33 protein-coding genes and 4 pseudogenes are annotated in these 25,917 nt (G+C 37.3%); 14 read left to right on the top strand and 23 right to left on the bottom strand.

From position 1 onward, the window contains the following. The first annotated feature begins 42 nt into the window (after window positions 1-42). The 3 genes from MLC44_RS02515 to MLC44_RS02525 all read left to right on the top strand — a co-directional run bounded on the left by MLC44_RS02515 (window position 43) and on the right by MLC44_RS02525 (window position 3,672). On the top strand, window positions 43-1,272 hold the full coding sequence (locus MLC44_RS02515) for a hypothetical protein (RefSeq protein ID WP_434658351.1): 1,230 nt from the start codon (window positions 43-45) through the stop codon (window positions 1,270-1,272). Next, window positions 1,269-2,264: an AAA family ATPase gene (locus MLC44_RS02520; RefSeq protein ID WP_434581094.1), complete on the top strand. Its 996-nt coding sequence runs from the start codon at window positions 1,269-1,271 to the stop codon at window positions 2,262-2,264. Before MLC44_RS02515 ends, MLC44_RS02520 begins: the two co-directional genes overlap by 4 nt. Window positions 2,265-2,532: 268 nt before the next feature. After that, the gene (locus tag MLC44_RS02525) at window positions 2,533-3,672 is read left to right on the top strand and encodes a vWA domain-containing protein (protein ID WP_434658353.1); all 1,140 of its coding nucleotides are present in this window, start codon (window positions 2,533-2,535) and stop codon (window positions 3,670-3,672) included. Here the strand turns inward: MLC44_RS02525 and MLC44_RS02530 are convergent. Further along, window positions 3,663-4,916: a GGDEF domain-containing response regulator gene (locus MLC44_RS02530; RefSeq protein ID WP_434581618.1), complete on the bottom strand. Its 1,254-nt coding sequence runs from the start codon at window positions 4,914-4,916 to the stop codon at window positions 3,663-3,665. The two genes, MLC44_RS02525 and MLC44_RS02530, sit on opposite strands and share 10 nt — an antisense overlap. 81 nt (window positions 4,917-4,997) lie before the next feature. On the opposite strand from MLC44_RS02530, the gene MLC44_RS02535 reads away from it, so the two are divergent. Next, window positions 4,998-6,266 (top strand): ATP-dependent DNA helicase, encoded by a 1,269-nt coding sequence (locus MLC44_RS02535; RefSeq protein ID WP_434658356.1) that lies wholly within the window; start codon window positions 4,998-5,000, stop codon window positions 6,264-6,266. After that, on the top strand, window positions 6,263-7,144 hold the full coding sequence (locus tag MLC44_RS02540; RefSeq protein ID WP_434658359.1) for a DMT family transporter: 882 nt from the start codon (window positions 6,263-6,265) through the stop codon (window positions 7,142-7,144). Before MLC44_RS02535 ends, MLC44_RS02540 begins: the two co-directional genes overlap by 4 nt. Before the next feature lie 14 nt (window positions 7,145-7,158). Here the strand turns inward: MLC44_RS02540 and MLC44_RS02545 are convergent, their stop codons facing one another. The 4 genes and pseudogenes from MLC44_RS02545 to MLC44_RS02560 all read right to left on the bottom strand — a co-directional run bounded on the left by MLC44_RS02545 (window position 7,159) and on the right by MLC44_RS02560 (window position 9,733). Beyond that, window positions 7,159-7,854, bottom strand: coding sequence for a response regulator transcription factor (locus tag MLC44_RS02545; RefSeq protein ID WP_151901027.1), 696 nt, complete (start codon window positions 7,852-7,854; stop codon window positions 7,159-7,161). Then, a complete protein-coding gene (locus tag MLC44_RS02550) occupies window positions 7,851-8,795 on the bottom strand; it encodes an ATP-binding protein (protein WP_434658362.1) in 945 nt (314 codons plus the stop codon). The genes MLC44_RS02545 and MLC44_RS02550 overlap by 4 nt, the downstream gene beginning before the upstream one ends. 7 nt (window positions 8,796-8,802) lie before the next feature. After that, window positions 8,803-9,150 (bottom strand): annotated as a pseudogene (locus tag MLC44_RS02555) (7TM diverse intracellular signaling domain-containing protein); the annotation flags it as partial. Continuing rightward, window positions 9,104-9,733, bottom strand: a complete 630-nt coding sequence (locus MLC44_RS02560; protein WP_434658364.1) for a 7TMR-DISMED2 domain-containing protein — start codon at window positions 9,731-9,733, stop codon at window positions 9,104-9,106. The pseudogene MLC44_RS02555 and the gene MLC44_RS02560, both read right to left, overlap by 47 nt. Window positions 9,734-9,890: 157 nt before the next feature. Between MLC44_RS02560 and MLC44_RS02565 the strand changes: the two genes are divergently transcribed. From MLC44_RS02565 to MLC44_RS02590, 6 genes are all read left to right on the top strand, one after another. Further along, window positions 9,891-10,607, top strand: coding sequence for a DUF4852 domain-containing protein (locus MLC44_RS02565; RefSeq protein ID WP_151901025.1), 717 nt, complete (start codon window positions 9,891-9,893; stop codon window positions 10,605-10,607). A gap of 71 nt (window positions 10,608-10,678) precedes the next feature. Then, window positions 10,679-10,903, top strand: coding sequence for a hypothetical protein (locus tag MLC44_RS02570; RefSeq protein ID WP_151901024.1), 225 nt, complete (start codon window positions 10,679-10,681; stop codon window positions 10,901-10,903). A gap of 35 nt (window positions 10,904-10,938) precedes the next feature. Continuing rightward, window positions 10,939-11,433 carry a hypothetical protein gene (locus MLC44_RS02575; protein ID WP_434658367.1) on the top strand — a complete coding sequence of 165 codons (495 nt, stop codon included), beginning with the start codon at window positions 10,939-10,941 and terminating at the stop codon, window positions 11,431-11,433. Window positions 11,434-11,491: 58 nt separating this feature from the next. Then, window positions 11,492-11,695: a hypothetical protein gene (locus tag MLC44_RS02580; RefSeq protein ID WP_434658369.1), complete on the top strand. Its 204-nt coding sequence runs from the start codon at window positions 11,492-11,494 to the stop codon at window positions 11,693-11,695. A gap of 7 nt (window positions 11,696-11,702) precedes the next feature. Beyond that, window positions 11,703-12,761 (top strand): diguanylate cyclase, encoded by a 1,059-nt coding sequence (locus tag MLC44_RS02585; protein ID WP_434658372.1) that lies wholly within the window; start codon window positions 11,703-11,705, stop codon window positions 12,759-12,761. Continuing rightward, on the top strand, window positions 12,751-12,891 hold the full coding sequence (locus MLC44_RS02590) for a hypothetical protein (RefSeq protein ID WP_346389336.1): 141 nt from the start codon (window positions 12,751-12,753) through the stop codon (window positions 12,889-12,891). Before MLC44_RS02585 ends, MLC44_RS02590 begins: the two co-directional genes overlap by 11 nt. 22 nt (window positions 12,892-12,913) lie before the next feature. Here the strand turns inward: MLC44_RS02590 and MLC44_RS02595 are convergent, their stop codons facing one another. The 4 genes from MLC44_RS02595 to MLC44_RS02610 all read right to left on the bottom strand — a co-directional run bounded on the left by MLC44_RS02595 (window position 12,914) and on the right by MLC44_RS02610 (window position 14,568). After that, window positions 12,914-13,510 carry a peroxiredoxin gene (locus MLC44_RS02595; protein ID WP_151901021.1) on the bottom strand — a complete coding sequence of 199 codons (597 nt, stop codon included), beginning with the start codon at window positions 13,508-13,510 and terminating at the stop codon, window positions 12,914-12,916. Between the two features lie 74 nt (window positions 13,511-13,584). Then, on the bottom strand, window positions 13,585-13,839 hold the full coding sequence (locus MLC44_RS02600; RefSeq protein ID WP_151901020.1) for a hypothetical protein: 255 nt from the start codon (window positions 13,837-13,839) through the stop codon (window positions 13,585-13,587). Next, window positions 13,820-14,248, bottom strand: a complete 429-nt coding sequence (locus tag MLC44_RS02605) for an arsenate reductase ArsC (protein ID WP_151901019.1) — start codon at window positions 14,246-14,248, stop codon at window positions 13,820-13,822. The genes MLC44_RS02600 and MLC44_RS02605 overlap by 20 nt, the downstream gene beginning before the upstream one ends. Next, window positions 14,245-14,568: an ArsR/SmtB family transcription factor gene (locus MLC44_RS02610; RefSeq protein WP_434637644.1), complete on the bottom strand. Its 324-nt coding sequence runs from the start codon at window positions 14,566-14,568 to the stop codon at window positions 14,245-14,247. Before MLC44_RS02610 ends, MLC44_RS02605 begins: the two co-directional genes overlap by 4 nt. 325 nt (window positions 14,569-14,893) lie before the next feature. Here MLC44_RS02610 and MLC44_RS02615 point away from each other — a divergent pair. The 3 genes and pseudogenes from MLC44_RS02615 to MLC44_RS02625 all read left to right on the top strand — a co-directional run bounded on the left by MLC44_RS02615 (window position 14,894) and on the right by MLC44_RS02625 (window position 17,210). Then, window positions 14,894-16,152: pseudogene (locus tag MLC44_RS02615) on the top strand (arsenic transporter). A gap of 57 nt (window positions 16,153-16,209) precedes the next feature. Continuing rightward, complete coding sequence (locus MLC44_RS02620) at window positions 16,210-16,656, top strand: pilus assembly FimT family protein (protein ID WP_346389340.1); 447 nt, start codon at window positions 16,210-16,212, stop codon at window positions 16,654-16,656. Window positions 16,657-16,712: 56 nt separating this feature from the next. Further along, entirely contained in the window at window positions 16,713-17,210 is a 498-nt protein-coding gene (locus tag MLC44_RS02625) for a type II secretion system protein (RefSeq protein ID WP_346389341.1), read from the top strand. A gap of 113 nt (window positions 17,211-17,323) precedes the next feature. Here MLC44_RS02625 and MLC44_RS02630 read toward each other — a convergent pair whose 3' ends face one another. The 14 genes and pseudogenes from MLC44_RS02630 to MLC44_RS02695 form a co-directional block, all read right to left on the bottom strand. Continuing rightward, on the bottom strand, window positions 17,324-18,562 hold the full coding sequence (locus tag MLC44_RS02630) for a type II secretion system F family protein (protein ID WP_151901015.1): 1,239 nt from the start codon (window positions 18,560-18,562) through the stop codon (window positions 17,324-17,326). Between the two features lies 1 nt (window position 18,563). Beyond that, entirely contained in the window at window positions 18,564-19,559 is a 996-nt protein-coding gene (locus MLC44_RS02635) for a GspE/PulE family protein (protein ID WP_434658905.1), read from the bottom strand. Then, window positions 19,535-20,242, bottom strand: a complete 708-nt coding sequence (locus MLC44_RS02640; protein WP_434658376.1) for an ATPase, T2SS/T4P/T4SS family — start codon at window positions 20,240-20,242, stop codon at window positions 19,535-19,537. Before MLC44_RS02640 ends, MLC44_RS02635 begins: the two co-directional genes overlap by 25 nt. Further along, window positions 20,239-21,141 (bottom strand): tetratricopeptide repeat protein, encoded by a 903-nt coding sequence (locus MLC44_RS02645; protein WP_434658379.1) that lies wholly within the window; start codon window positions 21,139-21,141, stop codon window positions 20,239-20,241. The genes MLC44_RS02640 and MLC44_RS02645 overlap by 4 nt, the downstream gene beginning before the upstream one ends. Next, the gene (locus tag MLC44_RS02650; protein ID WP_434658380.1) at window positions 21,134-21,478 is read right to left on the bottom strand and encodes a hypothetical protein; all 345 of its coding nucleotides are present in this window, start codon (window positions 21,476-21,478) and stop codon (window positions 21,134-21,136) included. The genes MLC44_RS02645 and MLC44_RS02650 overlap by 8 nt, the downstream gene beginning before the upstream one ends. A gap of 68 nt (window positions 21,479-21,546) precedes the next feature. Continuing rightward, window positions 21,547-21,660 (bottom strand): annotated as a pseudogene (locus tag MLC44_RS02655) (hypothetical protein); the annotation flags it as partial. Next, window positions 21,660-21,917, bottom strand: coding sequence for a hypothetical protein (locus MLC44_RS02660; RefSeq protein WP_434658382.1), 258 nt, complete (start codon window positions 21,915-21,917; stop codon window positions 21,660-21,662). The pseudogene MLC44_RS02655 and the gene MLC44_RS02660, both read right to left, overlap by 1 nt. 9 nt (window positions 21,918-21,926) lie before the next feature. Continuing rightward, window positions 21,927-22,381 (bottom strand): annotated as a pseudogene (locus MLC44_RS02665) (type II secretion system protein GspD). Continuing rightward, window positions 22,335-22,763, bottom strand: coding sequence for a type II secretion system protein GspD (locus tag MLC44_RS02670; protein ID WP_434658383.1), 429 nt, complete (start codon window positions 22,761-22,763; stop codon window positions 22,335-22,337). Before MLC44_RS02670 ends, MLC44_RS02665 begins: the two are co-directional and overlap by 47 nt. Window positions 22,764-22,828: 65 nt before the next feature. Then, the gene (locus MLC44_RS02675) at window positions 22,829-23,488 is read right to left on the bottom strand and encodes a hypothetical protein (RefSeq protein ID WP_434658385.1); all 660 of its coding nucleotides are present in this window, start codon (window positions 23,486-23,488) and stop codon (window positions 22,829-22,831) included. Continuing rightward, entirely contained in the window at window positions 23,485-23,823 is a 339-nt protein-coding gene (locus MLC44_RS02680) for a hypothetical protein (protein ID WP_418641041.1), read from the bottom strand. Before MLC44_RS02680 ends, MLC44_RS02675 begins: the two co-directional genes overlap by 4 nt. After that, on the bottom strand, window positions 23,820-24,434 hold the full coding sequence (locus tag MLC44_RS02685; protein ID WP_346389347.1) for a hypothetical protein: 615 nt from the start codon (window positions 24,432-24,434) through the stop codon (window positions 23,820-23,822). Before MLC44_RS02685 ends, MLC44_RS02680 begins: the two co-directional genes overlap by 4 nt. A 1-nt stretch (window position 24,435) precedes the next feature. Then, window positions 24,436-24,678 carry a hypothetical protein gene (locus MLC44_RS02690; RefSeq protein WP_434658386.1) on the bottom strand — a complete coding sequence of 81 codons (243 nt, stop codon included), beginning with the start codon at window positions 24,676-24,678 and terminating at the stop codon, window positions 24,436-24,438. Beyond that, complete coding sequence (locus tag MLC44_RS02695; RefSeq protein ID WP_434658387.1) at window positions 24,668-25,909, bottom strand: hypothetical protein; 1,242 nt, start codon at window positions 25,907-25,909, stop codon at window positions 24,668-24,670. Before MLC44_RS02695 ends, MLC44_RS02690 begins: the two co-directional genes overlap by 11 nt. Window positions 25,910-25,917 lie beyond the last annotated feature (8 nt).

Below are 25,917 nucleotides of genomic sequence, written 5' to 3' on the forward strand. Positions count from 1 at the left end.
AAGTTGAAATATGTGTATAATTTGTGTATGAATTTACAGAATTTGAAAAATAAGACCATATTGCTGCTTGGAAAGAGCAGGGCTTTTAGTGAAGATGAGTTTGTGTCACAGCTGAAGTTTCATAATATTACCCTGTGTAAAGAAGTTACCGATGCGGTTACTCTTGTTGTTGAGGGGCGCATGATGAGTCCGTATGAACAAAATCTGAGTGATACCCTTTATGAAGAAGAAAAATATGAGTTTATGAATATAGATTTGTTTGAAAAACTTTTGGCAGAAGAGATTGACAGCGATACGCTGCTTATGAGTCTCAAACTCTCCAATGACAAAAAAAGATTAAAAAGTTTTTTGCAAAACAGCTGTATAGAAGATGCGCTTTTTTTTAAACTCTTAAAAATGTACTCTTTTGGCGGTGAAGATTTTTTCGAAAATGATGACAATCGTGATGTCTCTGCTGCTTTAATAGCAAGGTTTTATGAAAATATAGAGAGAAACCATAATGTACAGTATGCGACAACGGGAATTTATCATCTGATAGTACAAACAAAAAACGAACAGCTTTTAGAAGCCATTGCTTTTTTGGAGCCGAGCAAAAAACATCCCAAAATTATAAAAGCACTTGCCCTGCATCCAAAGCTTCCAAAAAGTGTGCAGAAAAGGTTTTTAAAAAAAGGGGATGAAGCAACAAAAGAAGCGATGGCGTACAATGTCAATCTGGATAAAAATATAGCCCGTGAGTTGATAAAAAATAAAAAACTTGTCGAGATTGCAGCACAGAATATCAGGCTCGATGAGGAGATGTTCTCACTTTTGTCTGAGTGCAAAAATGCTTTGGCGGCAAATGAGACCTTAAATGAAGCTATGCAGCAGGAGCTTGTTACATGTAACGATGAGACAATTCATTTTGCTTTGGCTGCAAACAAGTGCTTACATGTAATTACATGTAAACAGCTGCTTTGTCTAAATAATGAGAGAATCAGACAAGTAATTTATGCCAACAGTGCAACGCCGAGAGATATTCTGAAGTCCGCCTATAAAGAGGGAAACTACAGTGAATCGCTGAGTCGCAACAATGCGACACCGCAAAATATTTTGGAAGAACTTTTTAAATGCGGGGATGCACAGATACTTCTGAATTTGGCAAAAAATGAAAATACTCCGGTAGATATTTTATATCAACTGCAACTTGAGAGCCGTTTTGAGCGGGCAGTCAAAACAAACAAAACCTTTTCAAAACATATACAAAGTGAAAATATAGGATGGTTAGTATGAGAGCAGGAGAATTGACACAGGCACTGCAGGCACTGGTTCTGCAAAAAGTGCCCACATTTCTGTGGGGAGCACCGGGAATTGGAAAATCTTCGATTGTCAAACAGATTGCAGAGAAAAACAACCTTGGTTTTATTGATTTGCGTTTGGCTTTGATGGACCCGACAGATTTAAAAGGCATCCCTTTTTATGACAAAGAGTCACACACCGCACTTTGGGCTCCGCCTGCTTTTTTACCGAGTGAAGGCCAGGGGATTTTGTTTTTGGATGAGCTTAACTCTGCAGCGCCTGCCGTGCAGTCTTCGGCGTATCAGTTGATACTTGACAGACGTGTCGGTGAATATGAGTTGCCTGAGGGATGGGCTATAGTTGCTGCGGGAAACCGTGAGGGTGACAGAGGCGTGACCTACCGGATGCCGGCTCCTCTGGCAAACCGTTTTGTGCATTTTGAATTGGAAGTGAGTGTGGATGACTGGCGCAACTGGGCATACAAATCCGGACTTGACAGTCGCATAATTGCCTACATAAGTTACAAAAACGAGCATCTCTTTACCTTTGATGCAAAAAAAGAGCATAAAAGTTTTGCAACACCCAGAAGCTGGGAATATGTCGGGAGTATTTTACAAAGTGCTCTGCCTGCATCTGTGCTTTTGGAAACAGTGAGCGGTGCGGTAGGACGGGATGTTGCCGTTTCATTTTTGAGTTTTTTAAAAGTAATGGACAGGCTGCCCGATATTGAGAAGATACTCAGTGCAGATGATTTTGTTTACAGTGATGAGGTCGATGTTTTGTATGCTTTGAGCTCTGGACTGGTGAGTCACTATCTGCAAAATCCAAGCGATGAGCGATTGGAAAATTTACTCCGATATACGCTCAAGCTCAAAGGGGAATTTGCCGTGATGATAGCACAGGATTTACAACGAGCGGGCATCACTATGGAAGGTTCAACTGTCTTTAAAGAGTGGGTAAAAAAGTTTTCCTATCTGTTGCAATAGCCGACACGAACACACTGGTCTCAAAGGGTGTTTTTCCCGGAATCCGTACTTTAGTCCGGGCTGAGAATGACAAGAAAGTTCAAACAGTCGGCACTGAAGTACCGATTCCGGGAGGATGTGTAGTTTTTTCGGAACGCGGACTTCAGTTTGGCTACCAAAATACAGCATCTCTTCGGAACCGGTACTTCAGTGCCGGCTGTTGCAATAGTCTTGCCACTTTCGCCCGGACTGAAGTCCGCGTTCCGAAAAACAGGAGTAAAGGAAAAATATGCAAAAAACAGAAGAAAAAATCTCGCAGGCAAAAGCAAAACTTTTGCTTGAATATCCTTATTTTGGAAACCTTGCCTCCAAAATCGATGTTGTGATTAATGATGATATTGAAGCCTTTAAAAGTGACGGTAAAAAGCTTGAAATCAACAGCGATTATCTGAAAAATCTGGAACTCAGTGAAATGGAATTTGTCTTTGCCAACGGGGCGATGCATGCCAGCCTGGCTCATGAGATGCGTAAAAACAAACGCACTGGCTGGCTCTGGCAGATGGCTACGGATATGGCAGTCAATGATATGCTTGTACAAAACGGCTTGGATATGCCCTATGGTGCACAATACCGGGAACGTTTCAGCGGGATGTATGCAGAGGAGATTTATGCCGAGTTAAAAGATGATATTCTGCGTGATGACGAAGACTTGGAGTATGAAGCCGATGATGCAGGTGATGTAGAGCAAAAAGAGAACAATGAGCAGGAGCAACAGAGTTCAGAACAACAGTTGCAAGAAGAAATTTTGCAAGAACAGCTTTTTGCAGAGGAAGCCATTGCTCTTTTGGAATCCAAAATGCACAAAGGTGAAGCACCGGTGACGATTGAGCGTTTTTTCCAACTGAGTGATTTTGGAAAAATTGACTGGCGAAATGAACTGAGGATGGCACTTGACCCGTATTTTCGAGATGATTATGTCATGATGCCGCCTTCTAAAAAACTGCTCTACAGGGGTATATACCTGCCTTCGAATATTTCTCAGACTTTCCGTCTTGTGATTGCAGTGGACAGTTCCGGCTCCATTGATACAGTGCTTTTAAATGAATTTTTGAGTGAAGTAAACTTTTTAATGACATTGGTGCAAAATTATCAGATTGAACTGCTTGTATGCGATGAAAAAATCCAATCACACAGTACTTTTTATAGTGGAGAAAGATTGGAAATTGATATAAAAGGCGGCGGGGCAACTGATTTTCGTCCTGTGTTTTACTTTATAGAAGAAAACTTTGATGATGTGAAACTGCTTTTGTATTTTACAGATCTCGAAGGAGTTTTTCCGAAAAATGCACCGGATTATGAGGTGAAATGGATAAGTTCCAAGGAAAAGGAACTTCCGTTTGGAACACTGATAAAACTGGATCAGGCTTGAAAAACAACCTGGTTTCTTCCGTTCTTTTTTGCATTGTATAAAAGCATATCGGCTGCATTAATATTCTCCTCAAGAGATTCCTCTTCGTTAAAGAGTGTTGCACCTATTGAGACAGTGAAATTTATATACTTGTCATCTTTTAGATGATATGAGAATTTTTCCACTTCTTCTCTGAGTCTGTTGAAAATTTCTTCTGCACTGTACTGATTGATATTTTTCAGTACAACACAAAACTCTTCTCCTCCAAACCTTGCTACAATATCATGCGGATTTGTAGAACTTCTCAGGATATCTGCGAGGGCGATGATGATTTTGTCTCCTATATCATGACCATAAGTGTCATTGATATTTTTAAAGTGATCTATGTCTATCATCGCGATGGCAAATCTTTCACCGCTGTTTTTAACTTCGTCGATATATTCATTTATTGTGTCAAAAAAGTATCTGCGGTTATACAGCCCTGTGAGATAGTCACGGTTTGCGTAGTTTGTGATCATCTGTATATTTTCCAAAGCTTCTATGGAATTGTTAATGCGGCAGGAAAATTCCTCTTTGGAAAAAGGCTTTTTAACATAGTCATTTGCTCCGTGTTTTAAAAAGAGTGCCGTTATCTCTTCATCTTCATTTGAAGAGATGACAAGAATACAGAGTTCGTTTTTGGTATATGTTTTTCTGATTTCTATGGTTAACTCCAAACCATCCATGACAGGCATATTGTAATCAGTCAGAACAAGAGAGATGTCAGGTTGGGATTTGAGCATACCGATCGCTTCTTCTCCGTGGGCAACGCTGATGACCTGAAAAAAAAGATTTTCAAGCATTGTCTGCATCTGCTGTCTAAAGATTCTCGAATCATCCACTACAAGCACTTTGTGCTTTTTGTTGTTTTGCAGACGCTCTATGGTGTGGATGATGTAGTTTATGTCATCTACACCGCTTTTGTTGACATAGTCAATAATATTTTTTTGAAGAATTTTTTTTCTGAATTCTTTGTCAATATTACCGCTTAAAACTATGGCATGAATCTTTTTTTGCGTTACATAATCAACAATTTCTCCGTTTGGCGCATCAGGCAGGTTGATATCCAGAAGTGTAACGAAATAGGAATACCGTGCGATAAAGAGTTTTGCTTCTGCCATTGTGTACGCCACATCGACTTCCAAATCAAGAGCAGAATGTAGCTTTTTTGCAATAAGTTTTGCCAGTGTTTTATTGTCTTCTACAATTAAAATTTTTTCATTCATCATAAATATTCCTAAAAAATGTTAAGTAACAGTATACAGTTATTAATCTGATATTATACTAAGAATGGCTATTATCCGTTTATGAATTATAAAGCTTTGATACTTGATAAACTATACAGGAAACAGAATCTTTTTTTAACAGGCGGTGCCGGTGTTGGAAAAACGACTGTTACAAGAGAAATTATTGCAGCATTTGAGAGGGAGGCAAAAAAAGTTGCAAAACTGGCTTCAACCGGAATGGCTGCTACACTTATAGGTGGGCAGACACTGCACAGCTTTTTTGATTTGGGGATTGCTTCGGATGTGGATGAGTTGCAAAAAAATGCAAAATTTGAAATTAAAAAGAAGATTAAAAAACTGATATTGAGCATGGATTTAATCGTTATTGATGAGATTTCCATGGTCAGTGATACACTTTTTGCAATGATAGAACTGCGTCTTACGCAGGCAGATTTTAATGGCTCTTTGCTGGTCGTAGGTGATTTTTTGCAACTCCCCCCGGTTGTACGCGGTTATGGCGAAGTAAAATTTGCTTTTGAATCACCCGCCTGGCAGAATTTCTCTTTTGAAACAGTGGAACTGACACATATCTACAGAACAGATGATCTTCGTTTCATTGAGTTGTTGCATGCGGTACGTTTTGGCAGGATAGATGAACAGACGCATAATCATCTGAACGAATTTATAAAGCCATTGCCCGCTGATTTGAGTCAGTTTACATTTTTGTTTGGCAAAAATGCTTCGGCTGCAAAACACAATAAAGCCCAGCTTGATTTTATAGATGAGGCTTTACATGTAAAGGAAGCACAGATTGTAAAACATCTCAAATCAACGCAGGACAAAGAAGTGGAGCGTTTTATGGATGATGCCAGAATAGATAAAGAACTTGCATTGAAAGTGGGTGCTCCTGTTTTGTTTACACGAAACGCCTGGAACTACTTTAACGGAGAAAGAGGCACTGTTGTGAATGTGGATGAGCGCTATGTATATGTACAAAAGAGTGACGGCAAAGTGGTAAAACTTGAGCCGAGTGCACAAAGTAAGGCCGTATGGAAAGAAAAGAGTGTAGAGGGAAAAAAAGAGATGGTGGAAGAGAATGTTTTTACGGTCTATCAGTTTCCAATAAAACTTGCGTTTGCGATAACCATCCATAAGTCACAGGGGATGTCCATCGAAGATTTGATTATAGAGACCAATGAGATTTTTGCACCTTCTCAGTTTTATGTGGCACTTTCACGTTCCTGTAATCCTGCAAGACTCACACTTATTGCCCCAAAAAGGCAATGGTATGAGCTTGCATATGTAAATCCAAAAGCTTTGAATTTTGTACAAAAGGAAGAGGCTTGTTGAAAAATGTAGAGAGCGGCATACTTTTTATGCTTGGTGCGGCTTTGATTTCTGCACTCAACGGAGCGTTGACTAAAATACTCTCCGAAGATATTTCTGCTTTGGAAATTGTCTTTTTTCGCAATCTTATCGGAATTTTTATCATACTGTATACGCTGCAACATACGGCGCCAAAACTTACAGGCGGAAAGATTTATATGCTTTTTACCCGCGGGCTTTTTGGGTTTATGGCAATGATCCTCTTTTTTTATACCATTAGCGTTATTCCTTTGGGCGAGGCGATAACTCTGAACAAAACTTCTCCTTTTTTTGTAACACTGTTTGCCTATTTTCTTCTGCATGAACGTTTAAACAAAAAAACACTGCTGGCACTGTTTATAGGCTTTTTCGGCGTCGTTCTCATAACCAAACCTTTTGGAATGAGCTTTTCATATACCCATTTCCTGGGTATTTTGGGTGGTTTTTTTGCAGCAGCAGCATATACAACGATAAAAAAAATAAAAGATATATATGACTCACGTGTGATTGTCCTCTCCTTTGTGGGTGTAGGAACATTTTTGCCGGCATTGTTGTTCCTGACTGCACCCTTTGTCAATGCTCCTGCTTCGTTAAGCTTTTTGTTCCCTGAGTTTATTTTGCCGACTACATTGCATGTATGGCTTTTGGTGGTTTTTATGGCATTTATATCGACACTCTCTCAATGGCTCCTGACAAAAGCATACAGTGCGCAAAACTTAAGTATTATAGGTGTTGTCAGTTATACAAATATTCCCTTTGCCATAGGTTTTGGGTATCTTCTTGGTGACAGTTTTCCGGATATATTGACATTTACAGGCATAGCCTGTATTGTATCTGGTGGTATTTTGGTAAGCAGGCGTTAAAGAATGAAATTATTTCATTCCACTTGCTGCAAGGGTTTAAGAGTATACAAACCGCCATATATATTTATTAAAATTCCGTCAGGGAGTTTTTTTCGAAGCTTCTTTATAAGTGTTCTTATAGAAGCAGCACTGTATTCTTTATCATTGTCCTCCCAAATGTTAACAAAAATATCAAATGAATTGAGCGATTTGTTTACATTGAGACATAATAGATGCAAAAGTTTCGTTTCATAATTACTTAACAAAATCAATGTATTATTGACAAAATATTCTTTTGTATCCAAATTATATGTTGAGATTGTATTCAAGTGTATAATATTCTTGGTAAAAGATTCAGTTTTTAATAATTCCAATGCTATATCTATACTCTGTGTTAATTCTTTTCTTTTGATAGGTTTTACTAAATAGTTAAGCATTTGCATACTTAAAGCCTCAAGCAGTTTTTCTTTTTCAGAGTGTGCAGTAAGTATAATGATTTGTGTATGTTTGGAGATTTTTCTTATCTCTTTTGAAAGTTCCAAGCCTGATAAAAAGGGCATTGTAATATCTGTAAGAACAATGTGAGGGGAATGTGTCTTGTATAAACTAAGCGCTTCTTCTCCGTTGTCAGCCTCATAAACAGTACAATTGTATCGACTTTTTATATAGGCAATATGATTTTTCCTTGTGGTGTACTCATCTTCTGCATACAGTAGTGTAAAATTTTTCATAATATTATGCTAAACAGCGCTCCTTTTTGAGTGTTTTTGACATACAATTCTCCTTTTAGACTATTTTCTACCAGCATCTTTGCCATATATAGACCAATACCGATTCCGTTTGATTTAAATTTGGTTGTGAAGTAGGGTTCAAAAATTTTCTCTAAAATTGTTGTATCTATACCGCCTGCATTGTCTTCAACTTCAATAATGGCTTTTCCATCTGCATTCTTTAATGTAATATGAATTTTCCTATATTCCATATTTTTATTTTTAAATGCATCGACAGCATTAATTAAAAGTACATGAAGGACTTGAATGAAATCATTGCTGTTTATCTTTGCCGAAATGCTTTGGGAAATATCTACTTTTACTGTTATTGTTTGTAGTTTTGTATCGATTAATCGTAGTGCCTGAGAGATAAGGTCTTCTAATTTTGCTACGGTTATATTTTTAGAGCTCTCTTTAAAATAGTTGCTGAAATTTTCAATAGTCTGGGACATGTGTTGTGTAATTGTTTCTATTCGTTCTATATCTGTATCTAGTGTTTTTGGTGTAATTTTTTTTGTATAAAAATCAGCATCAATTTTCATTGCTACTGCATTAAGTTCAGATAATGGCTGTCGCCATTGATGCGCAATATTTTGTAACATTTCTCCCATTGCAGCTAATTTGTTTTGGCGCTGGAGATGATTATTTTTATGTTGATTTTCTCTTTGCAGCGTGTGTATTTGTCTTGATAATATTATGGAAAAGGAGAAAATTTCAAAAATGACAGTTATTTCAAAGAGGTATGCAATAGGTTTGCTTAAAAACCCTACATAATAAAGCATGGTAAAAATCATTCCACCTAGAGAAACACCCCAAATAAAAGCAAAATATTTTGCATATTTTTCTTTTTTTGTTACTGCAAGATAGATACTGACAGCCTCTAAATATAAAGCAAAAATCAATGGCCAAAGGTGTCATATATTTTAGAAGATAATTCTGGTGTGAATTAAACAGAACAATCAAGACAATTAAAAACATAACTAACTGAAAGGAATAATAAATTTTTTTATAATTATGTAAATTTAAAAATTTATTGGTAAAAAGAAAAATGGAAAAGACTACTGTAGCCAAATAATAAACAGGCATATATGCCTGTTGGTAAATCAGTGTTTGGTTGTCTTGCAGAAAATATGCGATCATACCGCTTAAAGAAAGGTGATGTATAAAAATCATTGCTATAAAAAGAGCATAATAAAAATAGCTTGAATTGTCACTGTGAATACTTATACTTATTGCATAGATAAATGCAACAAGCAAAATACTGAAAAAAAACAGTTAAGAGAAGCTGATGGCGAAGTTCTTCATTTTTATACACTTTGTAATCTTGTAGTTTTAGATGAAAATGGAGCGAGTGGGTCATAGGACGAAGTGCAAAAAGAAAAGTTTTTTCTTCATGGGGACGAAGTGAAACTTCAAATGTGAAAAAAAGTTCGTTTTTGAATTTTTTTCTTTGCAGAACACCGTTTTTCTCTTTTCTTTTGAGTGTATTATTCGCATCGATTTCATAAAAATCGCAAACAGCAAGGTTTGGTGCATCAATGGTAAAATAGCGTGTTATTTGTTTGTTTGAAGTATTTTTAAGAATAGATTTTATCCAAAGTGTGTCTTTGAAAATATATCCAAAATTAAAAAAATCTTTTGTGCTGTTTTGAAATAGTATTGATTTTTGCAGTATGTCACTCAGTGATTTTTGACTGTTTTTATCTAAAAACCAGGAGCTTTCTTTCAAGAGATTAAGATTATTTGTATTTTCACTTATACTCGTAATGCTTTGTGCATTAACAGATAATTGCATCAGCAAAAGAAGAGAAAAAAAATACTTATATGTTGAAAATTTCAATAATGGGCCTTATGCAGTTGCAATATTATTTCGAAAGTGTATCATTTTTACATAAAGAGAATCTTTTTATCCGTTTTTTTATAATAATTAATATTTTTCACATTTGGCACACACTTTTTTTATAGAATTTCGTGAAATTAAAATATAAAGGAAATAAATGAAGAAAGTAATACTTGCAGGAATACTAACAATGAGCGCCAGCCTTTTTGCAGAGGTCGATTTAAATGAACATAAAACTATTGACAAGATAGCATTAGCAGGATTAAATGCAAACATAGCAAAAGTTGATAAAGCTGCAGCCGGTCGTTGGTATTTATATCAGGGAGAAACAGCTGTTTGGAGAAAAGTAAGAAATGATGAATTTGAACTTGACGGTGCAATTGAAGAGGCATATACGCATTTTCTAAATAAAATAAAAGAAAATAAAGACATAATTGGACAAACAAGTGTATTAAGACTGGGGGCACAGTTTGGAAAATATAACTTTAAAAAACAAGAGTTTCCTCTGTCACTTATGAGTAAAAATTCGTATATATCATATTATGGATCCGTTTTGGCATATAACGGGAAGACTAAATTGTCATTTGATAATATTAATCCTAATAATACAATACTTCCAATGATAAAAGCAGATGCTAAGCAATTTATGAAAGCAAGAAAGAACAGCAGAGGCAGTGTAGATAGAGATTTGACTGCAAAATATTCTTATGTAATTAAAAAAATAATCTCTTCATCTGAAAATATTGAACAATGTCAGGAAAATTTTCGCGGATGTAGTGATGATATTAATGTGAAAGTGATCGGACATATAACGAAGCTGGAAATTTTAGGCAAAGATGGCAAAGTTTTAAAAACATATGACAACTATAAGTAAAAGTACAGATAACTGAAAAACGGAGGAATTAAAATGAGTGAAAAAAAACAAAGAGTAGAGGTCAATAGATAATGAAAAAAGTTTTATTAACAGTAAGTATTTTAGGTATAGTTATGTTTTCTGGATGCAGTTCTGATTCAAAAGAGTCTTTAAGACAAGAAATGAAAACACTTTTTCAAGATTGTTATAATTTGAAATATTCAAAAGAGGAATGCAGAGAAAAAGGTGTAGAACTTGGAGAAAGAATCAAAGACTTCAACAGAGGAGCCTCTTCAGAAGATAAAATCCGATTATAGTCCATAAAATTCTATCAAGAATGCAAGGTAGTGCAATGAATAAAATGATAATTGCTATGATAATCTTACTGTACGGATTAGTCTATGCTGATTCTTATAGCAAAAAAAATATTTTAGGAGTATGGGAGGTTTCGTCAGTAAAACCAAATGGTTTTGTCTCCTTTGGAAAAGAATTTTCAAAAACCAGAGGTGAAATTTATACTCTTTCCTTTAACAAAAGGGGAGAAGTGAAAAATAAGACGACAAATACTGTGTATAACTATGAAGTTGTCAATGGAAATTTGAAAATCTATCCAACGAAAACATATAAAAAAAACTATAAAATCAAAGATAAAAGACATTATGACCTGTGGAAAATCTCAAAGAACTACGAGAATTGTTACCAAGCTAATATAGTGCAGAAAAAAATTCCGGGTTATTATCGTAAAAACGGGTATAAATGGTGTAAAGTACAAGAGTATCCGAAAATTATATTTAGTGTGTTTCCGTCTTCTTCTCTGCCACAACAAACAATGAAAAATCCCAATTAAGCTTTTTGGCAGAAAACAAAGGTTATCATTTAAATATATTAAAAAAGGGAAAGAGTAGATGCAAGCTGCGGACAGAAGTGTTACTATTGCAATAGATGAACTTCCTGATAATGTTGTTATTTATAAATTTGAAGAGAATGATTTTATTTTTGTGGATTTAAATAAAAATGTTGAGAAAACTGAAAATATTTCTAAGGAGAAGCTGATAGGCAAAAAATTGACAGAAAGCGTTTCCCGGGGTCAAAGAGTTCGGGCTTTTTGATGTTTTGTTGCAGGTCCATGAAGACGGCAAAGCAAGAGATCTTGACACAAGGCTTTACAAAGATGAGAAGCTCAGCGGCTGGCGATATAACAGTGTAAGAAAACTGCCAAACGGTGAGCTGATAGTCTTTTACAAAGATATGACGAGGTGTAAGCAGATGGAAGAAGAGTTGTATTATCTGGATAAAGAAACAGTGCTTGAGAGAAAAAAAGTGCAACTTCTTGCACAGGCTTTGGAACAGACTGATGACATGGTGTTGATTACCGATGCAAACGGTATCATAGAGTATGTCAATGATTCTGTGATTGAAAAAACAAAATATGAGAGAGAAGAACTGATAGGCAACAAAACAAATATTTTTAAATCAGGAAAACATACACAGGAGTTTTATAAGAATCTTTGGGAGACAATACTCGCTGGAAAGAATTATCATAATATTCTGATTGATAAGACAAAAGATGACAGGCTCTATTATGCAGACTTGAAAATAACACCGCTCTTTGATGAAAACAGAAATATTCAAAACTTTGTTTCTACAAGTACAGATATAACAAGCCGCATTGAGATGGAAAAAGAGCTGAAGAAACTGGCAACCATAGACAGCTTGACGGAAATATACAACCGTTACAAAATAGATGATGCGATAAATATAGAAATACAAAGATATAAACGCTATAAAGAACCGTTTTGCATACTAATGTTTGACATAGATCATTTTAAAGTTGTCAATGATACATACGGCCATGATATAGGAGACAGAGTGTTAAAAGCTTTGAGTCGTCTGGTTTTGAAGCATATTCGCAAAACTGATATATTTGGTCGCTGGGGAGGTGAAGAGTTTGTTGTCATACTGGAAAATACAACAAAAGAGAAGGCTGTTGTCATTGCCGAAAAAATAAGAAAGAGAGTTGAGGCATATACTATAGATAAAAAATATAAAATCACGATCAGTATAGGCGTTGCCGAGTATCAGGAGCCGCAGACGAGAGAAGAGCTGGTGAAAAAAGCAGATGATGCTTTGTACAGAGCGAAACAAAACGGGAGGAATCAGGTTGTTGCTGCATAAAAATTTATTGTTGGTTTTATTGTTGGCGGTTGTCAGTTTCAGCGGATGTGTATCACATCAGGATAAAGGGTATTATGAAAGAGCAAATAAGGCAAGCGAGAAAGCACTGCAGAAGCTAGACAGAGAGTAAAAACTCTCTTATCTAAAGATTTTTATAACTCTTTTTCGTGTTTTGCCAAGTACTCGGCAACACCTTCGGCGTCAGGTTTCATACCCTCGTCACCTTTTTCCCAGCCGGCAGGACAAACTTCACCGTACTCATCAGTAAACTGCTGTGCATCGATCATTCTGAGCATTTCATCAACATTACGTCCAAGTGGAAGGTCGTTGATAACCGCATGACGAACAATGCCTTTGTCATCTATTAAAAATGAACCGCGAAGTGCGACTGCATTGTTTAAAAGTACATCATAAGCACGGGAAATATCTTTTGTCAAGTCTGCAACAAGAGGGAAATTGATACGGCCGATTCCGCCTTTTTCAACCGGAGTTTCTCTCCATGCAAAGTGAGAAAACTGTGAATCAACTGAAACACCTACAACGTTCACACCGCGTTTTTGAAATTCATCGTATCTGTGAGAAAATGCAATGATTTCTGACGGGCAGACAAAAGTAAAGTCTAACGGGTAAAAGAATACTACTGTTCCTTTTTCACCGAAATTTTCGCTTAATTTGAAGTCTTCTACGATTGAGCCATCAGCTAAAACTGCTGTAGCTGTAAAATCTGGAGCTGGATTTGTTACTAACATATATATGTCCTTGTGTTTAATTTTATAAACCGATTCTATCTAATTTTTACTAATAAAAATCTATATTTTTTGAGTTAATTTATAACTTTTGATTTTGCCAGTGCGGCTTCTATCTCTTGGGTGCTTACATCACCGTCAAGCTTTAACGAAACATCGCCGTCTTTTCCGCTGACAGACATATTTTTGATTTTGCTTTTTGTGGCATCACTCATACATTCGCATTTTCCTGTGGCACAGTTTTCTACCATGGAAACGATATTTTGCTTTTTGACTGCACCACTGAAGGAAATTTTTACACCGCTGTCTGTTTTATTTACTTTTCTGTTCATCGCATAACTCCTCTTTTATGATTGGCAATAACTTTTTTTCTATTAAATTGAGAGTTTTTTCATACTCCGCTTCTGCTTTGCCGCTTGGATCTTCAAAGCTTACATGTAAGGTCTTTACCGCTTTGGCAAAGACGGGACAGCTCTCTTTTGCAGCGTCACAGACCGTAATGACCAGATCAAAAGGAGTATCCAGCACCGTTTCAATCACCTTTGAATGATACTCATCTTTCCAATACCCTTTTTGTTTGAGCAGTGCCTGTGCGTGAGGGTTTACCTTGCCGCTTGCTTTGACACCCGAACTTTGGGCATGCACACACTCACCAAGTTTCGCATTGACAAGGGCTTCGGCCATGATGGAGCGGCAGCTGTTGCCGGTGCAGAGAATTAAAACTTCTTTTTTTTGACTCATATTTTACATGCTCCGTTTTGGGATGATTTTTTCAAAGGCGGCAAGGCTATTTCCAAATGCCGAATTTCTCTTAAAGCCTCTGTGCGAAATCTGTCAAGCGGTGAGCGAATAGCATAAAATCCCCAGGTGCCTTTTCTCTCAACTCTTAAAAACCCGGCTTCTTTGAGTATTTTCAGGTGCCGTGAGAGACGAGACTGAATCATATCAAGCGATTCCTGCAAATCACAGACACAACACTCCCCGTATTCATCCAAAAATCGCAGTAAAAGGACTCTGGTTTCATCATTTAATGCCGAAACAGTTTTTAAAAATATTTCCATTGCATCCTCCGTTTGCAAAATTATAGCAGATTAAAACACAAATATCAAGATATATTGATTTATAGATTTTATTTCGTTATACTTTCACGAAAGCGTACAAATTATGCACGAAAGTTGTAACAGCCGGCACTGAAGTACCGGTTCCGAGGTGTTTTTGAAATAGAGACTGCGTCATGAAGTGAAGTAACTTTTTGGGAACCCGTACTTCAGTGCGGGCTTTGTGTCTTTTAAGCCTGATGCCATTAAGTTAATTAGTGAGTGCCGGCTGAGAGCAGTAGGGCTGCAACAACAGTATTGATTTTAAAAATAGTATAAAAGGTGAAGTATGGTACTTGCATTTGGTTTGTTTTTAGTGACATTGGTTTTTATCATCTGGCAGCCCAGAGGTTTGCAGATTGGGACAACGGCGGTTATTGGCGCTGTCGTCGCTCTAGTACTGGGTATAGTGAGTTTTGATGATGTGCTCACAGTGATAGATATAGTCTGGGATGCGACACTCTCTTTTATAGGCATTATCATCCTTTCCATGGTACTGGATGAAATAGGCTTTTTTGAGTGGGCAGCCATTAAAATGGCGCGTCTCAGCGGTGGAAACGGAAACAAAATGTTTGTCTATATTTTACTCTTAGGGGCAGTTGTGGCAGCTTTCTTTGCCAATGACGGGGCAGCTTTGATTTTGACACCGATTTTACTGGCAAAGATGAAATACCTGAAAATGAAACCCTTGCCTATTTTTGCTTTTTTAATGGCAGGCGGTTTCATAGGCGATGCCGCATCAAATCCTCTGGTCATTTCAAACCTGACAAATATCGTAACAGTAGGCTACTTTGACATAGGTTTTGTGGAGTATGCCAAAAATATGTTCCTGCCAAATCTTTTGAGTATTTTTGCTTCCATTGCCGTTTTATGGATTTACTTTCGAAAGGATATTCCTTTACATGTAAACGTAGAAGCCTTGCCTGAAGCCCCTACAGTCATAAAAAGCTCTGTAATGTTTAAAATTTCATGGGCTTTTTTGGCACTTTTGATGGTGGGCTACTTCATAGGCGATAGATTTCACCTGCCCGTGTCTCTCTTTGCACTCGGCGGGGCTTTGTGTTTTTGGCAATCGCCAACCATTACAAGGCTGTCAAACCGATAATGACCATAAAAGCGGCACCCTGGCAGATTGTATGGTTCAGTATCGGGCTGTATGTTGTGTGTACGGCTTGAAAAATGCAGGATTAACGGACATCATTGCTTCATGGATAGCAATGCTCAACACACAGGGCACAACGGTAGCTGTCATAGGTACGGGCTTTTTGTCTGCTGTTATCAGTTCTGTGATGAACAATATGCCGACAATTATGATTATGGACATTGCCATAGACAAAGTCGGATATAGGCAATGAAGCTTTGGTATATGCCAATATACTCGGAGCAAACCTTGGACCGAAAATGACACCCATAGGTTCTCTCGCAACACTGCTCTGGTTACATGTACTCGCACAAAAAGGAGTAAAAATAGGCTGGGGCGAATACATGAAAGTAGGACTTGTAGTAACACCTCCTGTTTTATTTATCGCACTTTTGGGATTAATTTAAGTTTTTTAAGTTTTAAACCGATATAATGAGTATGATATATTAGTATAAGGAAGTAGTATGAAAAGAAGCGGTTTTACTCTTATAGAGCTCATCTTCGTAATTGTAATTATAGGTGTGTTGGCAGCGGTAGCTGTTCCGAAATTTAAAAACTTGAAACAGAGTGCAGAGTCAAATTCTGTTATAAAGAATGTAATTGATGGGGCGCAAAGTGCTGTAAGTACTGCTGTAAATATGCGAGATTTAGAAGGCAATACAACTTATGTATTAAGTGATATAGTTTCTCTTAAAGGAAAAGGTTGGAGATATACAACAACTCCTGCAGACGGAAATTATACATATACAGACCCTGTAGGTGGGAATGTGGTAGGTTCAATAGCTTTGGATAAAACAAATAACAAAGTCATATATGCAATAGATTGTACTCAATTTAATGATGCTAAAACACAAACTAAGTGTCAAAACGACATCAATGCAACATCAATAACTGAGAGTTTAGATTTTTAATTAAAACAAAAAGAAGGGCAATAGCTCTTCTTTTTTTTCTTTTATAAAGGGCTTGTTTGAAAAAAGCATTTACACTCATAGAACTAATTTTTGTTATTGTAATCATCGGTGTTTTAGCCGCAGTTGCTATACCAAAATTTAGTCACCTCTCTTCAAATGCCAAAATCTCTTCAGAGATGGCAACGGCTGCGACGGTGCAGTCTGCACTCGATGATATTCATGCCGACTGGATAACCGCTGAGGGTACATTCAGCTGGGGAAACGGCAACAGTATTGACTGCAACAACGGGAGTGATGCTCTTTTTGACTGTGACAACGGTTACCCTAAAAAACTGGGTGAGTGTGCAGCAACAAATTCCCAGGCTTTTAAGTATCTGCTGAAAAATCCGGCAAGTGTGGATGCAAAATGGAGCTGCACGGCAAACAACGACTACCACGGACCGGCATCAAGCACAAACAGCGGTATTGGCGAAAACAGCAGTGACAAACCTGACAGTACAGACCATTGGGAATACAATGATGTCAACGGAACTTTTATACTTATAGAGGGATAGAACTTTCTTATAAATTTGACATTTTGTGTATAATCCATAAAGCAAATCCCAGTATAAATGCACTTACAATTGCTATACCGATACTCCCTGTCTCTATATCCATTCTGACTCCTTTAGTTTGCCATATCGACCATATTCCACATTGGCAGGAAAATTCCAAGTGCAAGCATTAAAACAAATCCTGCAATTGCCCCGAGCAGTATAGGCTCTATCAGTGTAGCAATATTGTCGACAATATAGCTGAATCTGTCTTTGTAAATCTTGACAACTTTTTGCAGCATTTTATCCAAACCGCCACCGGTTTCACCCGCTTTTATCATCTCAACAACCATATTTTCAAAAAGTTCTGTCTCTTCAAAACCCTGGTTCAGACTTTTCCCCTCTTCGATAGCACTCGCAATTCTGTCTACTTTTTGTTTGATGTAGACATTGTCTATAATTCCGGAGGCTATGCGGAGGGCTTCAAGCATGGGAATTCCTGCTTTGACAAGTACGCTGAACACATAGACAAAACGACTGATCATTGCAAAAAAAGTTGCTTTGCCGATAATGTAAATTTTAAGTATCAGTTTATCCAAAAACATATGAACTTTGTCGCTCTTTTTATACATGTAAGAAATAGTAAGCGCCAAAAATACAGCACCAGCAAGAATATAGGGACCATAGACACGTAAAGCATACTCCAGCCAGAGTAAAAACTTTGTCGGCAGAGGCAGTTCCATTTGTGAACTTTCAAAGATAGATTTAAACTGGGGAATAACAAAAATTGTCACAACACTAAATGCAATACCCATGGCTGTCACGATGACCAGCGGATAGCGTGTGGCTTTTTTGAATTTTTTTCGGTTGTCCAGAATGTCTTGGAGTATATCGGTGAGATGTGTGAGTGATTCGGCTATTTGGCCTGTCTCTTCACCAAGCTGAATCATGGCAACAGTGAGACTTCCAAGCTGCTCTTGAAACGGAAGCACGGAAGCATAAAAACCTTTTCCGCTCTCTATGTCGTTTAAAACTTTTTCAAATATGGCTTTGAGCGCTTTGTCTTCCTGGTGTTTTGTTACTTCGCTGAGTGTATAGTTGAGCGGAAGCCCTGCATCAAGCATAATTGCCATTTGATCGAGCAGTGCTATGAGCCTCTCCTGATCAACTTTTCCCTTGCCTATAGGGTCGTTGTATTTTGCCAAAAGGTCTTGAAATGACTGTTCAAGCGGTTTTGAAGTCTCTTGAATTTTTACAAGAACGCCAAGTTCCATTTCAAAAAACTTCTCCATGGCTTCTATCTTGTTTTGTGCTTCGAGAACAACAGAGGAACGTTTTTTCCCAAATTTGTAATCAATTTTAAAATACTTCACCCTAATGTTCCTTGGTTACACGCAGTACTTCCGCAACAGTTGTTATTCCTTTGAGTACCTTGTTCATTCCGTCGTAAATCATCGGCTTGTATTTTCCCGCTTTTTCTGCATACTCTGCCAAAACTATTTTATTTGCATTTTCAGAGATAAGCTTTGCGGTATCTTCATCAAGAACAAAAACTTCTGAAATCATTGTTCTGTTGAAATACCCTGTAAAATCACATTTTGAGCACCCTTTTCCTTCATAAACAACAGCGTCAGGCTTGATATATTTTTCTACTTTTGGCAGTTGGGATTTTTGTATTTTTACCTCATGCTTGCAGTAGGGACAAATCTTTCTTACAAGACGCTGTCCTACAACACCGATAAGAGAATCTGAAATCAAGTAGGGTTTTAGCCCCATCTGTACCATTCTCGGGATTGCTCCCGGGGCATCGTTTGTGTGGAGTGTTGAGAGTACGAGATGTCCGGTAAGGGCAGCCTGGGATGCAGCATCAAGGGTTTCGCTGTCACGAATTTCACCGATGAGGATAATATCAGGATCCTGGCGTAAAAAAGATTTTATTGCTCTTGCAAAAGTGAGTCCTGTTTTTTCGTTTACCTGGATTTGCTGTACAAGAGGCAGTCTGTACTCAACAGGATCCTCTGCTGTCATAACCTTGTTGGAGATGCTTTTTATCTCATTGAGTGCCGCATACAGAGTGGTTGTTTTACCAGAACCTGTAGGTCCGGTAATAAGCAAAATACCGTGAGGCGAGGTAATCAGGTCATTAAACGCTTCCAGGTTTTCATCTGCAAAGCCCAAATCTTCGAGTTTTAAAAGAACTTTTTCTCTGTCGAGGATTCTCATAACGATAGATTCGCCAAAGATAGTCGGCGTGGTAGAGAGTCTGAAGTCATAGGCTTTGTCAAAAAGGTTCAAAGAGAATCTTCCGTCCTGGGGAACCCGCTTTTCGGATATGTCTATATTGCCTAAAAGTTTGATGCGTGAAGAGATGGCATGGTAATCTCCATATCAAAAATAAAGTTTTCAAACAAAACGCCGTCTATACGGGAGCGTACAATCATTCTGTCATTGTCTTCGGGTTCTATGTGGATATCACTGGCTCTTTTTGCAATAGCATCGCTGATGAGCAGTCGAATAAGCCGCATAACAGCGCTGTCTTCTCCCTCTTTTTTTAATCCCTCTGTCTGTAACTCTTTTTTTACTTCATCTATAAGGACTTTGGTTTTTTTAAGCGTCTCTATTCTTTTGAAAATAACATTAATGTCATCTTCATAGGCCAAAGAAATTTTCATCGGTTTGATGGATATGCTTCTTTCCAAATTCTCCAAAGCATCATAATTAAGCGGATCGCTGGTTGCCATATAGATAAAGTCCTCATCCTCTTTAAAAGGAATGGCATGGGCAACTTTTAGTAAATTTATCGGGTACCTTGCAACAATTTTTTCAAAATCAATTTTTTCGCCAAAAAGGTCGACAAAAGGAATTTTGAGTTGAGTTGCAAGCATTTTAAGCAGTTCTTTTTGTGAAATATACCCCTCGTCAATAAAAATTTCACCGAGTTTTTTTGTAAAGTTAAGCTCTTTTTGTTTGGCCAGAGCAGACTCAAGCTGCTCTTGTGTGATATATCCTTTTTCAATCAGCAGGTCACCGAGTCTTATCTTTTTGTTTATCATTGAGTATGCTCCCATTGTTTTAACAGGCTTTGCGCTGCATCCGAATTTTCATACTGCAAATATATATGCAACAATTGCCTGGCTTTGGCATCCTGATGCAGTGCATAAAGAGATTTTGCATAAATTATCCAGGATTGTGCATCACTTTTGTTAAGCTGATTTGCTTTTTTTGCCCAAACTATCGCTTTTTTGTAGTTGCCTTCTTTGTAATAGTTGCGTGCTATGACAAGTGCTACGGCATAATTTGGAGTCTGTGCAAATCTTTTTGAAGCTCCTGTGTACCAGCACTTTGCACTTTGATCATTGGGGGCACTGTCTTTTGTACATTTTTTTGTATTTGCAACGGCGGAACTGCTTTTTTTTCTCTTTTTTTTCTGGCACTGTTTTTGCTGCAGGGCATCATTATTTTGTGTCCGGATAACATAGTCCAGTTTTTTTCTTTGTGCCAGTTTTATATAGGGATCAAGGTCTTGCAAAGTGTCTGATTCATTACATACAAGGTGGATGTAAACAGAAGATTGCTGCAGTTTGCAATTGACAAAACCAAGAGTCTCGAGATGCTTTTTTTCTTTTTTGATTCTGTTTATATAGCGTGGAGATGCTACCAAAAACTGCAAAGAGTATTTTTTTGCATCTGTTTGCACTTTTTTTGATGTTTTTTTGACTTTTTCTCTTTGCACTTCTTTTTTGGGTGCTGTTTTTTTTACAGGATGCGCACTTGTAACAGCTTTGGGTTTTGCAGAAGTTTTTTTCTCAGGAAGAGTCGATACCTGCTCAAGCGCATAAAGATAAAGAAGCACAGCTGCGATAATTACAGAAACAGCGACCAGGGCATATTTCAGTTTTTTTTTCATTGCATATTTTTTACAGCGTTTTTGCAAGTCGTCAAAATTATGCATTGATCAGCCCTCCGTCTATGGCAGCCATAGTCAGAATACATTTGTTAAATGCTTTGTAATGCTCTTTATCATTTTTTTGCGCATAGTCAATGAGTAAAAAGGAGGTATAGAGAAGTTTTTTGAGTACGCGCATATTGCCGTTACTGAGTCTGTATATATCTTTTATATGTTTTTTTGTGATTTCACCGGCAAGCATAGAGGCGTTTTTATTTTGCAGTTCTGTGTAAATGTACTCTCTGCACTCCTGCATTGAAATATTTTGCAACTTGAGAACCTTGTGTGGTCTTGATGCAAACTGTGGCTCTTTGAGTATCTTTTGTGACTCATGCTCATGCATAGCGAGGATAAACCAGAATGCTTGGAATCTGCCAGAATCCGAATGATTTCAATCATATCTTTAGAGAGCAGCTGTGCTTCATCGAGCACTACTATATAGTTTGAATTCTGGTATAAAGAGATGACCTGCTTGATGAGTTCTTCTAAGGAGTAGTTGGCAACTTCTGTCTGCGTTTTTTGAATTAAATTTTTACGAAGTCTATAGGTTCCAAAAAAGGAATGTCAAATTTGATAATGTCATAAGTAAACTGCTCTTCGATGTAATTTAAAAAAGCACTTTTTCCTACGCCTGGTTCGCCCGTTAAAAAGAGGAGTTGTTTTGTATTGTTGTTTAAGATGCTCTCTATTGTATTTTTTATGTGAAGCACTTCACTGTTTTGATGATAATGTTCAGAACTGTTTTGTTCTTCAAAACACTGGGCAAGTTCTAAATAGTTCATTTGGCAAACCTACCCATTGGTTGTATTCTCAATGGTACTGTTTTTGTCAAAAGTTGATTGAAAAAACGGATCTTTTAAATCAATGTCTCTGAGTGTCGGCATAGCTTTTGTCGTTACAACATGGGGCTGTATGATAATAAACATCTCCGTTTTTTGTTTTATCTTCTCTTTATAGTTAAAGAGAGATCCAAAAAACGGGATATCTCCCAAAAGAGGTACTTTTACAGAAGAACCGCCTTTAGTGATGCTGACAAGCCCGCCAATGACTATTTTTTCATTGTTTTTATACGTACAATAGAGGTCATCTGCTTTATTTTTGTATCAGGCGGAATCTCCCGTGTAGCACTTGAAGCGGTGTTTGTTGTGGAGGTGTTGTCAGCGAGTTTGGAAACCACAGGATTTATTTTCATGATGATTTCATTGTTTTCGCTGACTTCGGGAATAACATAAAGCGTAACACCTATAAAGGTCGAACCGACAGAAAAAAGTGTTGGTTCCGGCCGCTGTGCCTCCTGTCGTTGTCACGGAACCTGTCTGGAATTTATAGGAGAGTTGCTCTCCTACATTGATAACAGCAGGCTGGTTGTTCATTGTGACAACTTTTGGGTTGGAGAGGACTTTGATGTCCCCGTATGTTTTTAAATATTTTAAAAACTTTGCTGTTGAAAAACTGTATGCCAGATTATAGGAAGGTTTGTTTAAAAGTGTGGCATCAACAGCTCCGGGGTCATTGCTTATACTCCCGCTTAAAGAGATGTCAAGTTTGCTCCAGTCGATGCCTGTTGAGGAGCTGTCATCATAGGTGAGTTCTATTATTTTTGCTTCTATAGCCACCTGTTTGTGCATTTTTTTCAGTAAAACATTAAGGTATCTGTCTACCTTTTCCAGGTTCTTTTTTGTTGTGGTGATGGTTAAAAGAGAGCATCTTTGTTAATGAAAATTCGTACATTTTCTTTTGTATGAAACAGTTTTGAAATATTACTGTACAGATTGTCCCAATAAGTAAATTTTGATTTTGAGCTAATAGTGGTAAAATCATTGGAAGATGAAGTTCCTCTGTTTTGGCGTCCATTGTTGCCTCCGGCACCGCCGCCACCGCCAAATCCGCCTCCACCGCCAGAAAGGCCACCTGCGCCTCCTCCTGTATTACCTGCCGCAATACCTGCTGCTCCTGTTGTAATGGACTTACTGCTTTCACTGCTTAACTCACTTAGATATATATAATCAACACTGAAGGTTTTTGTTTTGAGATATTGTACTTCCAGGGTGTTTTTTGTAGGCTCATAGGTATAAAAAAGATTTGCCTCGTTAAACAGAAAGTCTAAAAACTGCTCAAAAGTATAGTTGTTAATATTGACATAATCCAGTTTTTTATGAAGCATTTTTTTGGATACGTCATCATTGAATACAATAGAGAGCTTACAGGTAGCACTTAATTCTTTTAAAATCGAAGCGACTTCTATAGCACTTTTTTGTTTTTGTTTGTAGGCACTGAGTGAGAAGAGCTGGTTTTCACAAACAGTGGATCCAAACAGGGTATGTGTGAGGAACAGTAAAAGTAGTATTTTCATTTTTCTTCTCTTTTTGCTTGTTTGATTTGGATAAGGTGGTTTTTTTGCAAATGCAGTATTTTTAGACGGCTGCGGTTTTGCAAAACAACGGATTGTTTATATATTTTTTTTATTTTATAGCCCTGGATTTTTTCACCGACAGTGTAAAATCTGTTGTTGACAAAGGCACGGTTGTTGTAAATTGCACTGAGTACAAAAGAGTTGCTCTGCCTTTTGGTGGCATGGCGTGTATGCAGTATTTTCTGACTTTTGTAAAAAGGGTCATAGTTGACAATGGGCAGAGAGTTTGCATATAAAAAAGGAAAACACACAGAGGCTAAAATCACTTTTTTCATTTCTCAACTCCATAAAATTTTACTTCAAAAGAGAAAAGCGGTTGATTCGTTTCTTGCAAAAAAATGTGCAGGTTCTCAACTTTTATCAGCATGGTACTTTTTTCTACGCTGCGCAAAAAAGAGAGTTCATTTAAAAATCGTCCGCTGGCATTGACATCGATGACCTTTTTCAGTTTTAAATTCCCTATGTAGGGTTTGCTCTCATTGTGCAGAGTGATGGCTTGAATCAAGACACCTTTGTGCAAAGAATTATCTAAAAGTTTGTCCAAAAAGAGACTGATTGACTTTTTGGAAATAAACAGAAAACTTTTTGAATCCAGTTTATGCTGAAAATAATTCAACTGCTCTCTGTCTTGCTCAATTGCTGTTTTGTTTTTTACAATCTCTTTTTTTAAACGAACTGTTTTTGCCAAAAGCAGCCTAAGAGTCGGTTTGCTTAACTCTTTTTGCAGTGCCTCTGTCTTTTTTTGGTTGGCATCAAACTCATCCAGGGCAGAGGAAAGAAACAGAAAGTAAAAAAGAGCAAACAGTATAAAAGGAATAGCAATATATATGCCAGTTTTTTTTCTGGAATCTAAATTCTCTATCTCTTCAAATTTATCTCTTAGCATGCTACTCAACTTCTTTTACACTGATATAGATTTTACTTTTATAGACACCGTCTTCATAAGTAATATCTTTCGTCATAACATTTTTATATCCCAGTTCTATAAGATCATGCATAAACTTGGAAATGTTACCTCTTTTAGCGGATTGCGAGATGAGTTGAATCTCAAATCTTTTTTCATCTTTTTGAAATATAGAGGAGGCGCTCAAACGGTACTTCTTCAGTACTTTCAGAATGTCATTCATCATTTTTTGCCGTTTGATGCCAATTTGTCCTATCATAGGAATAACCCTGAAGTCGTTTCGTATACAAATATTTTGTCTTCAAGCCCTTCTTTTTCTTTGAGCAGCCGATCATTTTTCTTTTTGATTTTTTGAAACGAAGAGAGAGGTCTTCTATCTTCTTTTTTCGCTCTTTTGCTTTGACTTCAAGGAGGGTAATTTTTTCCTGCTGTTGGTTGAGATAGTAGCTGACAAAGATGCCGATGCCTAAAAGAACAACAATTGTAATAAGTGTTTCTATAAGATAGCGAAAGCCCGTATACTGCGATAGCGGTTTTTTTCTTTCAAGGTGTGTTAAATTAACCTGATGAAAATCTGCTCCCTGATGCAGCCCAAAGAGATACTCAAGCAAGACCGAAAGAGAAGGTGTTGCCTGCTGTATATGGTATGTCAAAGGTTTTATAACAGGTTCAAAGCCATATTGAGAGAAAAAATCTCCTATGCCTTCGAGGGTGTGTCCTTCAAAATCTATGATAACTGTATCTATGCCGGTCAATCCGAAAAGACCGCGTTTATGGTTGATAGAGTAGACAATCTTTTCTATATCTTTTGAAAAGACTTCAATGACGGTATCTAAAATCAAGGTCTCTTCAAGCCCGTAGTTGTCACGGTTAAAGCCTTTTTCCTGCAAATACTCTTTGAGTTTTACAAGTTCCAGGCCTGTCCGTTTTGAGATAGCATTGAGTGAATTGATAACCCTGTGACCGATATACCTGCCGTTTTGGTATATCGCTCCGAAAGCTTCGTCGTCGCTGATGTAGATATACAAATCATTTGATTTTTTCTCTTCTTCTGTTTTATAAAGTGCTTCATATATCAAAAAACGGGGCAGGGCAAGGTCGACTACATCTATTTTATATGAAAAATTCGCAATATAGTGATTGAAATCATCAAGAGAAAGGGCAAAGGCTTCGATGAGATACTCATGGTCAAGCTCATACTTGATAAAATCAACAGCATACTCTTTTTGTACATCAAGTCCGCCCTCTTTGTACATTTTGAGTTCTGTTTTCATTGCGAGTTCATCATCGCTGATTGTATTTGCAATTTTAAAAGAAAAAGAGTGAATATATTTTAAGGGAACAACAACTGCAGTGAAAAGTTCAGGGTCCTTGTTCTTTGTATCAAAAACAGGTTTTTGTCCGTCATAAATAACAGTATGTTCATTATCAAGAAGAACTATTGCATTTTCAGCCAAAAACCAAT

The organism is Sulfurimonas sp. NW9, assembly GCF_051132275.1.
GTDB classification, from domain to species: domain Bacteria; phylum Campylobacterota; class Campylobacteria; order Campylobacterales; family Sulfurimonadaceae; genus Sulfurimonas; species Sulfurimonas hydrogeniphila.